Source organism: Amycolatopsis sp. NPDC102522 (assembly GCF_055584485.1).
Genome location: NZ_JBVJLY010000021.1, coordinates 55,334 through 69,981 on the forward strand (window position 1 = coordinate 55,334; position 14,648 = coordinate 69,981).

General features: G+C 67.9%; 14 protein-coding genes. 3 read left to right on the forward strand and 11 right to left on the reverse strand.

Features of this window, described 5'->3' with window-relative positions:
• Window positions 1-191: 191 nt before the first annotated feature.
• The 6 genes from ACZ6YV_RS34330 to ACZ6YV_RS34355 form a co-directional block, all read right to left on the reverse strand.
• Window positions 192-950, reverse strand: a complete 759-nt coding sequence (locus ACZ6YV_RS34330) for an arylamine N-acetyltransferase family protein (RefSeq protein WP_465513564.1) — start codon at window positions 948-950, stop codon at window positions 192-194.
• A 90-nt stretch (window positions 951-1,040) separates the two neighbouring features.
• On the reverse strand, window positions 1,041-1,664 hold the full coding sequence (locus ACZ6YV_RS34335) for a superoxide dismutase (protein WP_020631814.1): 624 nt from the start codon (window positions 1,662-1,664) through the stop codon (window positions 1,041-1,043).
• A 198-nt stretch (window positions 1,665-1,862) separates the two neighbouring features.
• On the reverse strand, window positions 1,863-3,731 hold the full coding sequence (locus ACZ6YV_RS34340; protein WP_465513565.1) for a serine hydrolase domain-containing protein: 1,869 nt from the start codon (window positions 3,729-3,731) through the stop codon (window positions 1,863-1,865).
• A 169-nt stretch (window positions 3,732-3,900) separates the two neighbouring features.
• On the reverse strand, window positions 3,901-4,569 hold the full coding sequence (locus ACZ6YV_RS34345) for a biliverdin-producing heme oxygenase (protein WP_465513566.1): 669 nt from the start codon (window positions 4,567-4,569) through the stop codon (window positions 3,901-3,903).
• A gap of 73 nt (window positions 4,570-4,642) precedes the next feature.
• The gene (locus ACZ6YV_RS34350) at window positions 4,643-5,236 is read right to left on the reverse strand and encodes a TetR/AcrR family transcriptional regulator (protein ID WP_465513567.1); all 594 of its coding nucleotides are present in this window, start codon (window positions 5,234-5,236) and stop codon (window positions 4,643-4,645) included.
• 24 nt (window positions 5,237-5,260) lie between these two features.
• Complete coding sequence (locus tag ACZ6YV_RS34355; protein ID WP_465513568.1) at window positions 5,261-6,760, reverse strand: glutamate-cysteine ligase family protein; 1,500 nt, start codon at window positions 6,758-6,760, stop codon at window positions 5,261-5,263.
• A 216-nt stretch (window positions 6,761-6,976) separates the two neighbouring features.
• On the opposite strand from ACZ6YV_RS34355, the gene ACZ6YV_RS34360 reads away from it, so the two are divergent.
• Together ACZ6YV_RS34360 and ACZ6YV_RS34365 are read left to right on the forward strand one after the other, a co-directional pair.
• Window positions 6,977-7,792, forward strand: a complete 816-nt coding sequence (locus ACZ6YV_RS34360) for a TrmH family RNA methyltransferase (protein WP_465513569.1) — start codon at window positions 6,977-6,979, stop codon at window positions 7,790-7,792.
• 27 nt (window positions 7,793-7,819) lie between these two features.
• A complete protein-coding gene (locus ACZ6YV_RS34365; protein ID WP_465513570.1) occupies window positions 7,820-8,437 on the forward strand; it encodes a DUF2537 domain-containing protein in 618 nt (205 codons plus the stop codon).
• Here ACZ6YV_RS34365 and ACZ6YV_RS34370 read toward each other — a convergent pair whose 3' ends face one another.
• Complete coding sequence (locus tag ACZ6YV_RS34370; protein ID WP_465513571.1) at window positions 8,438-9,256, reverse strand: hypothetical protein; 819 nt, start codon at window positions 9,254-9,256, stop codon at window positions 8,438-8,440.
• Window positions 9,257-9,289: 33 nt separating this feature from the next.
• On the opposite strand from ACZ6YV_RS34370, the gene ACZ6YV_RS34375 reads away from it, so the two are divergent.
• The gene (locus ACZ6YV_RS34375; RefSeq protein ID WP_465513572.1) at window positions 9,290-9,655 is read left to right on the forward strand and encodes an MmcQ/YjbR family DNA-binding protein; all 366 of its coding nucleotides are present in this window, start codon (window positions 9,290-9,292) and stop codon (window positions 9,653-9,655) included.
• 36 nt (window positions 9,656-9,691) lie between these two features.
• On the opposite strand, the gene sepH is transcribed toward ACZ6YV_RS34375, so the two are convergent.
• The 4 genes from sepH to ACZ6YV_RS34395 all read right to left on the reverse strand — a co-directional run bounded on the left by sepH (window position 9,692) and on the right by ACZ6YV_RS34395 (window position 14,542).
• The gene (gene sepH / locus ACZ6YV_RS34380) at window positions 9,692-10,537 is read right to left on the reverse strand and encodes a septation protein SepH (RefSeq protein ID WP_378244452.1); all 846 of its coding nucleotides are present in this window, start codon (window positions 10,535-10,537) and stop codon (window positions 9,692-9,694) included.
• Window positions 10,538-10,726: 189 nt separating this feature from the next.
• Window positions 10,727-11,890 carry an ATP-binding protein gene (locus ACZ6YV_RS34385; protein ID WP_465513573.1) on the reverse strand — a complete coding sequence of 388 codons (1,164 nt, stop codon included), beginning with the start codon at window positions 11,888-11,890 and terminating at the stop codon, window positions 10,727-10,729.
• The gene (locus ACZ6YV_RS34390; protein WP_465513574.1) at window positions 11,887-12,546 is read right to left on the reverse strand and encodes a response regulator transcription factor; all 660 of its coding nucleotides are present in this window, start codon (window positions 12,544-12,546) and stop codon (window positions 11,887-11,889) included. Before ACZ6YV_RS34390 ends, ACZ6YV_RS34385 begins: the two co-directional genes overlap by 4 nt.
• Window positions 12,547-12,736: 190 nt before the next feature.
• Complete coding sequence (locus ACZ6YV_RS34395; protein ID WP_465513575.1) at window positions 12,737-14,542, reverse strand: alpha-L-fucosidase; 1,806 nt, start codon at window positions 14,540-14,542, stop codon at window positions 12,737-12,739.
• Window positions 14,543-14,648: the final 106 nt, after the last annotated feature.

The following is a 14,648-nucleotide window of genomic DNA, read 5'->3' on the forward strand; positions in this document are numbered from 1 at the left end:
GGTGAGATCGGCGTCTCGCGGGCGAACCCCTTGCCCGAGTAGATGAGGTTAGGCTAACCTCATACGTGTCCGCTTCGTGGTGGGAGCGGCAGTCAGTTCGGGAACGGACGAAGCCCCGCAACCGGGTCACCCCCGGAGGCGGGGCTTCGTTCATTCCGGGGGTTCATGGTCGATGACCGGCGTCGATCCGGTCAAGGCCGTTCCGGCACCCGGGTGAGTTCGATCCCGAACTCCTTCCGGTAGGCGTCCAGGATCTCCTGATCACTCGAAAGCCTGGTCTCTTCGCGGACGCCGTGGGTCGTGACGATCAGCTTGTCACCCGACAGCGTGACCCGGCCATGGCCGCCCGGCAGTGAACAGGTCGGCGTCCGCGTGAAGTGCGAGTCCGGTGACGTCGCCTGCCAGAACGCCGTCGGGACGAACTCGTCCAGCGCCCGCGTCCGCGGCTCGATCCGGTACTGGGGCTTGCCGTCCAGGAGGACGTCGATGTCGCCGTAGGGCGCGTCGAGGAACAGGAACTCGCCGTCCGGGTCGGCCTGCGGCTCGGTGGCGGACAGCCGCAGCGGGAAGCGGCTGAACCGGCCGAAGCCGACGTCGGCCAGCCAGGGCTCGTCCAGTTCGACGCGGACGGCCGCGTGGTCGAAGGGCGGCCCGAGGGCGCCCTCCGGCCCGAACACTTTCGCCGACTTCAGCTCGGCGTCGAAACCGAGCTCCCGCAGCAAGGCGGCGAAGAGCCCGTTGAGCTCGTAACAGAAGCCGCCGCGACGCCGCCGCACGATCTTGTCGAACAGCGCTTCGGTGTCCAGGACGATCGGCTCGCCGAGGTGGATGCTCAGATTCTCGAACGGGACCACCGCGAGGTGGCGTTCCTGCAGCACCCGCAGCGCGGCGACGTCCACGGTGGCGGGGCGGTCCAGCCCGAGGCGGTCGAGGTATGCGGGGACATCCATGCGACCACCTTGTCACCTCCACTTCGCTGGAGGTCAAGGAACGAAAAACGGGGCCCTCCCGGCAGGAGAGCCCCGATTCGTGGTGGGAAATCAGCCGAGCAGCAGGCCGTTGCCACCGGCGACGGCGTTGTCGAACCGCTTGGAGATCTCGGCCCAGTTGAAGATGTTCCACAGGGCTTCGACGTACTTCGGCTTCACGTTCTTGTAGTCCAGGTAGAACGCGTGCTCCCAGACGTCGACCAGCAGGATCGGCGTGGTCGGCAGGACCAGGTTGTTGTGGTGGTCGCGCAGCTGCTGGGTGATCAGCGTCTTGCCGATCGGGTCCCAGGAGAGCGCGGCCCAGCCGTTGCCCTGGATCGTGGTGGCGACCGCGGTGAACTGCGCCTTGAACTTGTCGAAGGAGCCGAACGCCTCGTCGATCGCGGAGGCCAGCTCGCCGGTGGGCTTGTCGCCGCCTTCCGGGGAGAGGATCTTCCACCACACGACGTGGTTGGCGTGCCCGGCCAGGTGGAACGCCAGCGTGGTCTGCAGGCCGACGATGTCACCGAAGTTGCCGGCGTCGCGGGCTTCGGCGATCTTGTCGAGCGTGTCGTTCGCGCCCTTGACGTAGGTCGCGTGGTGCTTGCTGTGGTGCAGCTCGTTGATCTCGCCAGAGATGTGCGGCGCCAGGGCGCTGTAGTCATAGTCGAGATCGGGGAGCACGTAGCGGGCCATCGGCCCTCCTTCTGTCTTCGACACAAGCTTCCAAGGACGAACTTAGTCGTCTTCACCCGTTTGCGGCGACCGGGGGCGCCGCGTTTCTCCCCAGGTGGAACGACCCGTTCGTAGCGGCTGTACCCGTTGAGGCCACCGCCTGAAACCCACCCTGCTAGCTCCAGTTAGCTGGAGGTCAAGGCGATGTGACGGCGGTCATCAAGCCAGATAGGGCAATCCCACCAGGTGGTAGGAGGCGATCACTCCGAGGAAAGCCGGCAAGGACACGGAAACCACCGTGTAGGTGATCCGCGCGGAGGTGTTCCACCAGCCGCGGAGCCACGCGAGCACCGCGCAGACGACGGTGGCGCCGGTCAGGAGCAGGACGACGTCCGGCAGGAGCAAGGTGACGCTCAGCAACGGTGAGTGTCCGGACGTCAGCGCGACGGCGGCGGCGCTCAAGTCGCTCATGAGCAGGGCGAAGCCGGCCGTGAACAGCACGACGGCCAGCGCGGCGGACCAGGCGGCGACGATCGCGAAACGGGCGCCTGACGGGGCGCGCTCGCGGCCGCGCCGGACGATCGCGCGGATCGGCCACCACAGCAGCGCGCCCAGCAGGAGCAGCAGCGCGATCCCGAGGATCAGCAGGTGAGTCGAGGGTGATTCGAGCCACGACACGCGTTCGTAGGAAGTGTTCGGGTCGCCGCCGTCGAAGAGCAGGACCTGCCCGCCGGATTCGCGGAACGCGATCCGCTCACCGGTTCCGTCGGTGAACAGCCCGGGTTCGGTCTGCGTCCATCGCCGGGTGCCTTCGCCGAGCCCGGACGTCGTCAGCACGCCGTCGCCGTCCGCCGTCACCGAAACACCGCCCGCGAGCGCGCGGACCTTCGTGAAGCTGTCGTAGTCCAGCCTGGTGTTGTTGTAGCTGCCTTCGAACTTCGAGACATCACCGGCGAGTGCGGCAGGCGTGGAGGCGGGTGCGGCGGGATTCAGGCGATCGAGGAACGCTTTCAAGGCTTCGAAGGTGACAGCGGCGGCGTCGCCGGAGAACGCGCCGCCGTTGAACGCCAGGTACACGCCGGTGTTCTTCTCCGGGATCAGCTCCAGCACGCTGAGGAATCCCGGCGAGTCGCCGGTCTTCTCCACCAGCCGCAGGCCGTTCATCTCGCGCTCGGAGAAGCCGAACCCCATCCCCGTCAGCCGCGGGTCGTTGCGGAACCGCGCGCCGTGCAGCTGGTCGAGCAGGGGACGGCTGAACGTGCCGGCGACGAGATTCGCCGACAGATAACGGCCCATGTCGGCCGGGGTGGCGACGTTCCCGTCACCGGCGGGCGGTTCGGGGCCGAAATTCGCCGGCGGGACGACCTGCGCCGAGCCGTCCCAGCGATAGCCGGTCGCCAGCGGAACGTCGGGAGTGGGCTGGGCGACGCTGCTGTCCTTCATTCCCAACGGTTCGAAGACGTGCTGACGGACATAGTCCGCATAGGACTGTCCCGACGCGAGCTCCACGAGATACCCGGCCAGCGCGAAGCCGTAGTTCGAGTAGAGGGTGACCTCGCCGGGTGGGCGGACGCGGTTCGGCATCTCGTTCGCGAGGTGCTCCGCGAGCGTCGGCAGTTTCTCGTCCCGCGGCGTGAACATCCGGTACACGTGGTCTTCGAAGCCCGCGGTGTGGGTCAGCAGGGAGAACAGGGTGACCGGACGGCCGGGGTAGGTTTCGGGGATCTTGAACGACTTCAGGTACGTGTTGACGTCGGCGTCCAGTGCCAGCTTGCCCTGTTCGACGAGCTGCATCGCGGCGGTCGCGGCGATCGACTTGCCGACGGAGTTGATCAGGAACCCGGTGCGCTCGGGATCCACCTTGGCCTGAGTGTCCACTGAGGACATTCCGTAGCCCGCTGAGAACACCGTCTTGCCGCCTTCGACGACGACCACGGCCGCGCCGGGGATGTGATGCTCGGCGAGGCTTCGCGGAATGATCTCGTCGAAGACTTCGGCGGCGGAGGCCGGTGTCGCCGCCTGGGCCGTGGGAGCCGTCAAGACCGTCGTGAGGGCTAACAGTGCGGCGGTGGCCGCGATCCGGAACATGCCTTGAAAACTAGGGATTTCCCCGGGGTGAAGGGATCCGGTGGGCCGCCGATCGCGGGGTGGGGCCTGCCCTACCCCGCCACCGGGATGTCATGAAAGGGTCGTTCAGGACGAAAAACGTCCTGAACGACCCTTTCATGACACTTGCCGGACGGTGCGCCGAACGAGATCAGGCGACCCGGTACGAGTCCAGTTCGCTCGCCAGCTCGTCGAACACCGCGATGTTGCACTCGAAGGCCGTGATCGCCTCCTCGATCAGCCGCGCGCGTTCGTCCTCGCTCCACGGCGCCGAGTTCAGCTGTTCGCGGTAGTTGTCCCGGAACTTGGGCGCGCTGCTCAGCTGGTCGAAGTGGTAGAACAGCGATCCCGCCTCGCTCACCGCGTACTTGCGCTCCAGCAGCCGCCGGATGACCTGGCCGCCGGCGATGTCGCCGAGGTAGCGGGTGTAGTGGTGGGCGACGAACCCGCCGGACCAGTCCGAGGCCTCGGTCACGCGCCGCGCGTAGCGCTCTGTCGAGGGCAGCGGGCGGACGGTCTCGCGCCAGTCCGGGCCGATGAGGTGTTCGAGGTCGCGTTCGAGGCTCGGCAGCCGCCGCAGCTCCTCGAAGACGAACTTGCCCGCCACCGGGTCCTTCGCCAGCTTGTCGGCGGCGCGCTCGATGGCCTGGTAGATGAAGTAGTACTGGACGGCCAGCCGGGTGTACCCCTCGAGCGAGAGCTCGCCGCCGAGCAGCGCGTTCATGTACTCGGAGTGGTTGGCGCGCTCGTGGGCGGCCATCGTGGAGGCGCGCAGGTTCGCGGAGAACGGCCCGGATTCGACGTCGGTGGTCACCGGCATGGACAGAGCCTCCAAGCATCGATCTGACATGCTGTCAGAAAGATCGTAAGGCACAACTGCGGGTTAGGCTACCCTAATCTTCGAGGTTTTCCGTCATTCCGACCGCTCTGAGCACGAAACGGACGGCTCCTTCGATCGCGTCGTCCAGCCGTTCGGGTGGTACGTCGACCACCTGACGGCTGCCCAGCGCGGCGGTGATCATCGGGATCAGCACGTCAGGGTCCTCTTCCGGCACCCCCTCGGCGAGGATCTCGCGAAGCTGGCCGGTGATGGGGTCGGCGTGCGCGCTGATCCGCCGGTACGCCGCGGGCGCCAGCGCCGACGCGAGCGCGGTCCCCGGCGGCAGGTGGTACTCGGCCAGCACCCGCAGTTGCAGCCGGACGAACGTCGAGAGCTTCGCGACCGGGGTGTCGGCGGTCGCGACGGCCGCGGTCAGCCGTTCGACGTACCGCGTCGCCTCGTCCTCGACGAAGGCGACCAGCAGGCTTTCCTTGTCGGGGAAGTGGTTGTACATCGCCGTCCGGCCGAGGCCCGCTTCGGCGGCGACACCCGCGAGCGTGACCGCGTCGAACCCGCGCTCGTACAGCTGCCCGCGCAGGACGTCGAACACCCTGCTGCGGACCTCGCGCCGGTGCTCCTCCAGCGACCGGCCGATGATCTTGGGCACGAGCCACCTCCCTGGAAGGGAACCTTAGGCCTCCAGTGGCCAGGTGTGCACCGGCGTGTCGGTCGCCGACAGCTCCAGGTAGCGGCCCAGCATCCGGTTCAGCGCGGTTTCCCGCTCGGCGCCGCGCTCCTCCGCGCGCAGGACGAACTCCCGCTGCCACGCCGAGCCGGTCCGCCTGGTGAGACACCGCTGCTCGATGACGCCCAGATAGCGCTCTCTCGCCTCGTCCGAAACATCCGATCGGCGTAACCCCTCGTGTGCCAGCGGCAGCAGGACCCGCAGCACCAGCTCGTCCGGCGGGATCCAGCCGATCCCCGGCCAGTACAGCTGCGCGTCGAAACCCCGGCGCGCGCCCGCGTACATGTTCTCCTCGGCCGCCTGGAACGACATCTGTGTCCACACTGGACGGTCGGCTTCGGCGAGAGCCCTTTGTGCGCCGTAGAAGAAGGCCGCGTTCGCGACCATGTCGATGACTGTCGGGCCCGAGGGCAGCACCCGGTTCTCCACCCGGAGATGCGGCATTCCGTCGACGACGTCGTAGACCGGCCGGTTCCAGCGCCAGACGGTGCCGTTGTGCATCCGCAGTTCGGTGAGTTTCGGGGCCTGCCCGGAGTCGAGCGCTTCGATCGGGTCTTCCCGGTCGGTCTCCGGCAGCAGACCGGGGAAGTACCGGACGTTCTCTTCGAACAGATCGAAGATCGACGTGATCCAGCGCTCGCCGAACCACACCCTCGGCCGCACGCCCTGGTTCTTCAACTCCTCCGGCCGGGTGTCCGTGGCCTGCAGGAACAGCGGGATCCGCGTCTCGTGCCAGAGGGTCTTGCCGAGCAGGAACGGCGAATTCGCGCCGACCGCGATCTGGACCCCGGCCAGCGCCTGCGCCGCGTTCCAATGCGCCGCGAACTCCTCCGGCGCGACCTGGAGATGCAGCTGGACCGAGGTGCAGGCGGCCTCGGGGAGGATCGATTCGGAGTAGCTGCGCAGGCGCTCGGGTTGTCTGCCGGGCAGGGGAGCGCCCTCCATCGAGAGCACCGTGCGCTCGCCGCGCGCGGCGAAGATCCGGTCGTTGAGCAGCGAATACCGGGCGTTGTTGGTGAGCCACTTCTGGTCGAAGTGCTCGTGCCGCAGCGTCGGGAGGATTCCGATCATCGCCAGCGAGGCGCCGGATTCCTCGGCCTTGCGCGCGGCGGCGCCCAGATACGCGCGGAGGTCGTCCTCCAGTTGCAGCGCGGACTCGCCGGCCAGCGGCCGTGGCGGCACGTTGAGTTCCAGGTTGTGCTGGCCGAGTTCGGTGGTGAACGACGGATCGTTCAGCGCCTCCAGCACCGTCGTGTTCGTCATCGACGGGCGCAGCTCGGCGTCCACGAGATTGAGCTCGACTTCGAGCCCGATGTTCTTGCGGGGGAAGGAAAAGCTCCCGTCGGTGAGCATGCGGGCCAACGTGTCGAGACAACGCTGGACCTTTCGGCGATAACGTCCGCGATCTTGCAGTTCACAGGGGTCCGCCGAAAGATTCTTACCCATGTTCGTCGAGCTCCTCATTGGCCATGCTCCGCGGGATCCAGGCGGGACTGCCAGGCGGCCCAACGGTTTCACGCATCGCTGTCGCCCGGCTAGCGGCCAAACTGGTGCTCTCTGTCACTAGGGGTTAACTTACAGCAAAATACGCCCGTTCGTACCACTTACCCGGGGACGTTCGGACGCAAACGGCCCGCAGTGGGTGGATGACACACTCTCCTGGTGGCTGAATTGATCACCATCGACGACTCCGGCGACCCGCGGCTCGACGACTTCCGCGACTTGTCCACAGCCGATCGGCGGCCCGATAGGCCGGGCGGGCGTGGCTTTGTAATCGCCGAAGGCACCGTCGTGGTCGAACGTCTTCTCAAATCCCGGTATCCGGTGCGTGCCCTCCTCGGCGTGGAACGGCGGTTCCACGAATTGGGCGACGACCTGGACCGCGCCGACGTCCCCGGCTATGTGACCTCGGCCTCGACGATGGCCGACGTGGTCGGATTCCACCTGAATCGCGGCATCCTGGCCGTCGCCGACCGGCCCGTCCCGCCGCCGACGGTCGAAGACGTCATCGACGGCGCCCGGGTGCTCGCGGTGCTCGAAGGCGTCGGTGACCACGAGAATCTCGGCTCGCTGTTCCGCAACGCGGCCGCGCTCGGCGTCGACGGGGTCCTGCTCGGCGCCGGATGCTCGGATCCGCTGTACCGGCGCAGCGTCCGCGTTTCGATGGGGCACGTGCTGCGCGTCCCGTTCGCCACGTTCGGCTCCTGGCCCGGCGACCTGGAACTGCTGCGGGAACGCGGTTTTCGTATCGCGGCCCTCACTCCTCGTGCGGATTCCGTTTCGTTGCGCCAGTTACGGGATCAAACACCGGAGAAGGTCGCGCTGATGCTGGGTGCCGAAGGCCCCGGCCTGACCGGCGAGGCCATCGCCGCCGCCGACATCGCGGTGCGGATCCCGATGCCGGAGGGCGTCGATTCGCTGAATGTCGCCACGGCGGGCGCGATCGCGTTCTACGAGACGCGTCCACCGCTATCGTGAGCACCCGAGCGATCACGAGGAGAACCCATGGAATTGCGGATCCGTGAGGGACGCGCGGTGCTGGCCGGGCCGGGCGGCGAAAGCGCGCGCGAGGTGGACCCGCACTCACTCGCGATCGGTTCGGACCTCGCCCAGGCGCTGCACGAGTGGGCGCGCGTCGCGTCCGCCGTCGGCGCCGCCCACCCCGGCGAACCCGGCACCGAGGCCGTGTCCGTGGTTTCCCAGCGAGGCCGCCAGCTCGCCCAGCGGGTCGCGGCCACGATGGGCACCTCGGTCCGGTTCGTCGACCCCGTCTCCGGCGACGGCGTCATCATCGACCCGCCCGCCCCCACGCCCCGCAGCGAACTCGCGCGGCGGCTTTTCGGCGCGCCGGATCCCGCCGGGGAACCGACCCCGTGGCTGACCGGGCTGACCATCTCCGCGTTCGTCGCGGCCGTGGTCGTCGTGGCGATGCTGGCGCTCGCGAACACCCTCGCGCGCGAGACCAACGGCTGGCTCGCGCTGCTCGCGTCCGCCGTCGTGACAGCCGGGATCGCGCCGTCGCTGTGGCTCGCGCGGCGGGTGCCGATCGTGCGGTGGGCGTCCTTCGGCGCGGCCGCGGGGATCGTGATCGCTTGGATCGGCGTGCTGATCGTCGTCTTCTAGTCAGACGCGTTGGGAGAACTTGAGGATCGGCCCGCCCGCCTGCGTCGCCCTTTGCCCGTAAAACAGATAGCCGTGATACCCGGCTATCTGCATGACCAGGTCCGCGGAGATCTGATAGGACCGCAGCGCGAATTCCACCCGGGGCCTGCCGTCGAATTCCCGCGCGAGCCAGCCGATACGGCTGGTGCGCGGGAACAGGCTGGTGGTGAAGGCGGCCGGGATGGCGCCGACGACCGACGCCAGGAACAGCAGGGAGGAAAGCGGGTCTTCGAATTCGTTCGGCACTCCCACGAAGATCGCCGCGGTGGCGAGCAGGACGAAGACCAGCACCGGCGCGATGTAGTTCAGCCAGGCGTAGCGGAACCCGGGCCCCGCCGGCGCGGGCAAGGGAAGCCGCGGCGGGGACGGATCACGGCTGAGCAGGAGGACCCGGTCGTTCCGATCGACGAACTGCGCGGCGACCCGGAACCCCTCCGTTTCGGCGACTTCCACGACACGTCGGGCGGAGAGGTTCGCGTGCTTGAGGCTGACCCAGAGCCGGTCCGCGCCGCCGAGATGGTTGAGCAGCCAGCGTTCCCGGTCCTTGTCCGGCCTGTCGGGGCCGTCGAAGAGGAGTGCCGAAGGGATCTGGTGCGGCGCGTGCCGGAAACTGAGGCAGCCCTGGTGCATCGGCGGGATCTCCAGGTAACCGCGATCCCGGGCGATCCCGCGCATACTCGCCGGGTCGATCTGCCATTGCATCGGCGACACGTGGGCGTACGGCGCCCCGGTGAACACCTCGAAACGCAACCGGACGGCGCGGGTGTACCAATCGTGCATGCGTATCCCCCCGGCACGAGGATACTGAGATCCATGGCCGGTGATCCGCTCATTTCACTCAGACGGCTGTGCCTCGCGTTGCCGGAGGCCACCGAGCGCCTCAGTCACGGCGAGCCGGCGTGGTTCGTCCGCGGCAAGAAGACGTTCGTCAAGTACGCCGACCGTCATCACGACGACAAGGTCGCGTTCTGGTGCCCGGCGCCGCCCGGTGCGCAGGAAGAACTGGTGGGCGCGGAGCCGGAGCGGTTCTTCCGGCCGCCGTACGTCGGGCCCAGCGGCTGGCTCGGGGTGCGGCTGGACGTCGATGTCGACTGGGTCGAGATCGAACGGATAGTCACCGACGCGTATTGCCTCGTCGCGCCGAAATCCTTGATCGCGCAGGTCCCCGGACGCACGTAATGGCCCCTCCACCGGAAGGGGCCATTACGTGCGAATTCAACCTCGTTGCGATCGGACGCCCAAGAGGACGTCTTCCCAGGATGGAACGATGGGGTGGTTCTTCTTCCCCTTCGCCCGTGGAGCGGGCTCGGCCACTTCCTCCGGCTCGTCAGCCGGAAGCGGTGGTTCGACATCTTTTCCGGGCTCCGCGATCGGCGCGTCGATCACCTTCGCGATCGGCTCGTCCGGAGCACTGTCGAGGGTGGGCTGGACGGCCGGCTCCTTGGCCGGGTCCAGCGCCCGGACCGTGCGCGGGGCGCGGTAGGCGTTGGGGTTGAGCAGGACTTCGGCGTTTTCGTCGAGCGCCTGCACGGTGCCGCCGTGCGCGCCGGGCGCGAACGACCAGTGCGCGCGGTTGTCCGAACGGCCCGCCTTCCAGCTCAGCACGACGACCCACTTGCCGTCGTCGCCGCGCCAGGAGTCCCAGGTCGCTTGGCTGTAGTCGTGGCCGCGGAGACCGAACGAGTGCGCCATGACCTCGCCGAGCGTCTGCACGTCGGGGCCGTCTTCGCGGATCGGGTGCGCGCGCTGGGCCAGTTCGGCGGTGCGCGAACGCTCGAGCAGGACCGGGTACGCGAACCGCTCGACGCGCTGCACCGTGACGCCGGCGCTGCTCGCGACCTGCTCCACGGACTCACCGGCCCGGATTCGTGCCTGGATCTCGCGTGGCCGCATTTGGCTCTCCAACTCGATCTCGATCTGGCCGAGGCGGGTGATGTCACCCCTCGCCGCCGCTCGCAACCTCTCGTCCGCGGGGAGCAGGAAGCGCGTGCGGCTCGCCGGGTCTTCGCACACGACGGACTTACCGTCCTCGTGCAGCCCGACCACCCGTAGCGCTCGCATTCTCGCCTCCCCGATTCTTCACCTTTGTGGGTGTCCACGTTAAAACGGCGCGTCGCCTTGACGTGTGAGGCGCGCCGATGTCATGTGTCCTGCTCACTATTTTGTTCATGACCGCAAGTGCATTCTGCTGGAGCAATCTGCGGCTCGCAGAGTGACTCGCCGGACACACACCGTCACGATCGGGGGAATCTAAGGCAGCCGCACCCGGACGACCAGTCCGCCGCCCCGGCCGCCGGGTTCCGCGCCCGCTGTCCCGGCGTGCGCCGTCGCGATGGACCGGACGATCGACAGCCCGAGCCCGGCGTTGCGCGAGTCCCCGGTCCGGTCGCCCGAGAGCCGCCGGAACGGCTCGAACAGCGCGGGCACCGCGTCCAACGGCACCTGCGGACCGGTGTTGCGCACCACCAGCGCCGGATCGCCGCCGACGTCGATGTGGATCCAGCCGCCCTTGCGGTTGTAGGTGATGGCGTTGTGCACGAGGTTCGTGACCAGCCGTTCCAGCAGCACGGGGTCGCCGGACACCGTCCGCGGCCGCAACCGCGATTCGACCGTGACGCCCGCTTCCTCGGCCATGGCCGACGCCGACCGGATCACCGTCGCCGCGATCTCGTCCAGCCGCACGGGGCTGCGCGCGGCCAGGCCGCGATCGCTGCGGGCGAGCACGAGCAGGCCCTCGATCATCCGTTCGCTGCGTTCGTTGGTGTAGATCAGGTGTTCGCCGAGTTTCCGGACCTCCGGGCTGACGTCGGGATCGGCCATCGCCACCTCGACCAGGGTGCGCTGCACGGCGAGCGGGGTCCGGAGCTCGTGGGAGGCGTTGGCGACGAAGCGTTTCTGGCTGTCGAACGACACGGCGAGCCTGTCGAGCATGCCGTCGAAGGTGTCCGCGAGTTCCTTGAGTTCGTCGTCGGGGCCGTCGAGGTCGATCCGCCGGTCGAGGTTCTCCACTTCGAGTTTCCGCGCGGTCGAGGTGATCGCGTGCAGCGGCCGCAGCACCCGGCTCGCCATCAGCCAGCCGAGCAGCACCGCGAGCGCGCCCGCGATCGTCAGCGCCACCAGCGATTGCCACAGCAGCGTCGACAGGACGTCCGAGCGGTATTCGGTGATCGAAGTCGCGACCAGCTGCGACGCCTGGGCGCGCTCGACGGGCAGGATGGTCGCCGTGTCCAGCGGATACGCCTGGGTGCGCTGGACCGAGATGCCCGCGGCGGTGTCGGCGAAGGCGGCCGTGTCCGGCAGCTTCGAACTCACCAGCAGGTAGTTGACGATCAGCAACGCGAGCCCGACGATCAGGAACGCCCCGCCGTAGAGCGCCGTCAGCTTGGTGCGGACGGAGATCCGGAGCGGTTTCACGACCCGAACCGGTAACCGGCGCCGGGCACGGTCTCGATCAGCGGCGGTTCGCCGAGTTTGCGCCGCAACGTCATCATCGCCACCCGGACGGCGTTCGTGAACGGGTCGGCGTGCTCGTCCCACGCCTTCTCCAGCAGTTCCTCCGCGCTGACCACGGTCCCTTCGGCGCGCATCAGCACCTCCAGTACCGCGAATTCCTTGGGGGACAAGGGAAGGAACCGGCCGTCACGCGACGCCTGATGCCGGGGCAGGTCGAGGACGACACCGCCGCGCTCCAGCACCGGCGGCAGCGCCGGCCGTGCCCGACGCGACAGCGCCTGCACCCGCGCGACGAGTTCGGCGAAAGCGAACGGCTTCGTCAGGTAGTCGTCGGCGCCGAGGCCGAGCCCGGCGACCCGGTCGTTGACGTCGGCGGCGGCCGTCAACATGAGGACCCGCGCCTCGCCGCCCGTCCTCAGTACCGCGGCGCAGACCTCGTCGCCGTGCACGACGGGAAGATCCCTGTCGAGCACGACGACGTCGTAGCCGTGCACCCCCACCCGGTCCAGGGCCTGCGCGCCGTCGTAGCAGACGTCGACGGCCATGGAGAACCGTCGCAGGCCCTCGGCGATCGTGTCCGCCAGGAGCCGCTCATCTTCCACTACCAGCACTCTCACCAGGTCAGTCTGCCCCGGAGGGGGGTAAGCGCGGGATAAGCGTGGATCAGCCGACCGGGTGACGTGTTTGAAGCCGTAACTCGCGTGCTTGAAGCCGGAACTCGCGTGTTTGAAGCCGGAACTCGCGTGATCCGGCTTCAAGCACGCGAGTTACGGCCTTGAGCACGCGAGTTACGGCTTCAAGCACGCGTCATCCGGCTGGCTGCAACTGCCGTGCGGGGATCACCTGCTGGGGAGTGTTCGGGCTGGACCACAGCAGCTTCATCGACGCCTCACCGCCGCGTTCGGTCTGTTCGAGCCGGATCGCGTACGACCTCCCGGCGACCAGGTCCAGAGTCGCTTTGTCGACACTCGGCCCGTGTGGGGTGGTGTTGTCGATCAGGAGTTTCCCGTCGACCCACAGCCGCACGGTGTCGTCCGAAACCGTGGTGAACGTGTACTTCCCGGTATCCCGCGCGGTGACCCGGCCGCTCCAGCGCGACGAGAAGCTCTCCGCCGGGATCTTCGCGTCGGGGGAGCCGGTGAACTTCCAGTTGTGGTTCACGCCCGGCTCGACACGGCGCACCGACGGTGTCCCGGTGAAGTCCGCGTTCGGCCAGTACTCGGCGGTCAGCCCGGTGCCGCGTCCGGCGGGTGCCTGCGGCAGGGGGTCGACGCTCAGCTCGATGACGGTCGCGACGTCGTTCGTCCGGCCGCCCGACGGCGTGAGTTTCACGCTTCCGGACGTCTGCTCGACCTTCACCCGTTGTCCGCTGCCGAGCACCCGCGCGTCGCGGACTCGGAATGGCGCCAACGCGTCGAGTGTCAGTGAGCCGCCCGAAGCGGGCCAATCGAACACCGACGCGTAAAGCTTGTTGTCGCGGCGGCTGACGACACCCCAGCCCGGTTCCGCGACGAGTCCTGGCGCGCCTGCTCCGTAGACCGCGGAGGACTGCTTGGCCGTCCGCAGCCACTGTCCCATCTGCTTCAGCCTGTCGACGGATTCCTGCGGCACCCGGCCGTTGCGATCGGGGCCGACGTTGAGCAGGAAATTGCCGCTGCGGCCGGCGATCGAGAGCAGTTTCCTGGTCAGATCCGCCGCGGACTTCCAGTTGTGGTCCCATTCGGTGTAGCCCCAGCTGCCGTTGAGGGTCATGCACGATTCCCACAGCTGCCCGTCGACAGGTTTGTCCGGGATCTCCTGTTCGGGCGTTCCCGTGTCGCCGTCGACCACCCGGCGTTTGCCGACGCGGTTGTTGACCACAATGGACGGATCGAGGCTTCGGACGTAGGCCTCCAGCTCCTCACCGTCCTTTTCGGACCAAGGATTGTTGGGCCGGTCGGTGCTCCATTCGCCGTCGAACCACAGTACGGCCGGGTGGTAGTTGTCGACGAGTTCCTTGAGCTGGGCGTACATCCGCTCCTTGTACTTCGGGAACGTCGCCGGATCCGGGAAGTCGGGATCGTGCCAATCCCAGATCGAGTAGTAGAAGCCGAGTTTGACGTCCCGCGCGGCCGTCGCGCGTTTCAGTTCGGCGAGGATGTCGCGGTTCTTGTCGAACGACGAATGGTCGCGAAGGTTGAACTTGTTGACCTTCGTCGGCCACATCGCGTAACCCTCGTGGTGTTTCGAGGTGATCACCACGTACTTCTGCCCGGCGTCCTTGGCCGTCTGCGCGATGGCGTTCGCGTCGAAGCCGGAGGGGTTGAACTTCGCGGCCATCTGCTCGTATTCGGCGCGCGGGATCTGACAGTTCCGCTGGATCCATTCGGCGTCCTGGCAAACGCTTCCATCAGGGCGGGTGTACTTCCCTTGCAGCTGGGAGTACGCGCCGAAATGGATGAACTGGCCGAACCGGTCGTCGCGCCACCAGCGCGTCCGGTCGGCGGTGAACGGGTCGTCGTAGGCGTGATCCGACGGGAGTGGCGCGGCCTCCGTGACGGCGGGCAGGACGCCCAGTGCGGTGGTCGCGATGACGAGGGCCGCCAGGGCCCGGAGTGGCTTGCGGCGATTCATGCACTCCTCCTCGCTGAGGTGTGGACGTCGAGGACTCTAAGAAGCCAGAGATCCGATGTGAACCTCCGAAAGGCTCGCCAGGGTGCTAGTTCACCCGTAAAGAGGC

What these genes read in the sequence shown, in the direction of transcription:
- ACZ6YV_RS34330 (WP_465513564.1), bottom strand. Translation starts at nt 950, where the DNA reads ATGGATGTCCCCGCATACCTCGACCGCCTCGGGCTGGACCGCCCCGCC.
- ACZ6YV_RS34335 (WP_020631814.1), bottom strand. Translation starts at nt 1,664, where the DNA reads ATGGCCCGCTACGTGCTCCCCGATCTCGACTATGACTACAGCGCCCTG.
- ACZ6YV_RS34340 (WP_465513565.1), bottom strand. Translation starts at nt 3,731, where the DNA reads ATGTTCCGGATCGCGGCCACCGCCGCACTGTTAGCCCTCACGACGGTC.
- ACZ6YV_RS34345 (WP_465513566.1), bottom strand. Translation starts at nt 4,569, where the DNA reads ATGCCGGTGACCACCGACGTCGAATCCGGGCCGTTCTCCGCGAACCTG.
- ACZ6YV_RS34355 (WP_465513568.1), bottom strand. Translation starts at nt 6,760, where the DNA reads ATGGGTAAGAATCTTTCGGCGGACCCCTGTGAACTGCAAGATCGCGGA.
- ACZ6YV_RS34365 (WP_465513570.1), top strand. Translation starts at nt 7,820, where the DNA reads ATGGAATTGCGGATCCGTGAGGGACGCGCGGTGCTGGCCGGGCCGGGC.
- ACZ6YV_RS34370 (WP_465513571.1), bottom strand. Translation starts at nt 9,256, where the DNA reads ATGCACGATTGGTACACCCGCGCCGTCCGGTTGCGTTTCGAGGTGTTC.
- ACZ6YV_RS34375 (WP_465513572.1), top strand. Translation starts at nt 9,290, where the DNA reads ATGGCCGGTGATCCGCTCATTTCACTCAGACGGCTGTGCCTCGCGTTG.
- sepH (WP_378244452.1), bottom strand. Translation starts at nt 10,537, where the DNA reads ATGCGAGCGCTACGGGTGGTCGGGCTGCACGAGGACGGTAAGTCCGTC.
- ACZ6YV_RS34395 (WP_465513575.1), bottom strand. Translation starts at nt 14,542, where the DNA reads ATGAATCGCCGCAAGCCACTCCGGGCCCTGGCGGCCCTCGTCATCGCG.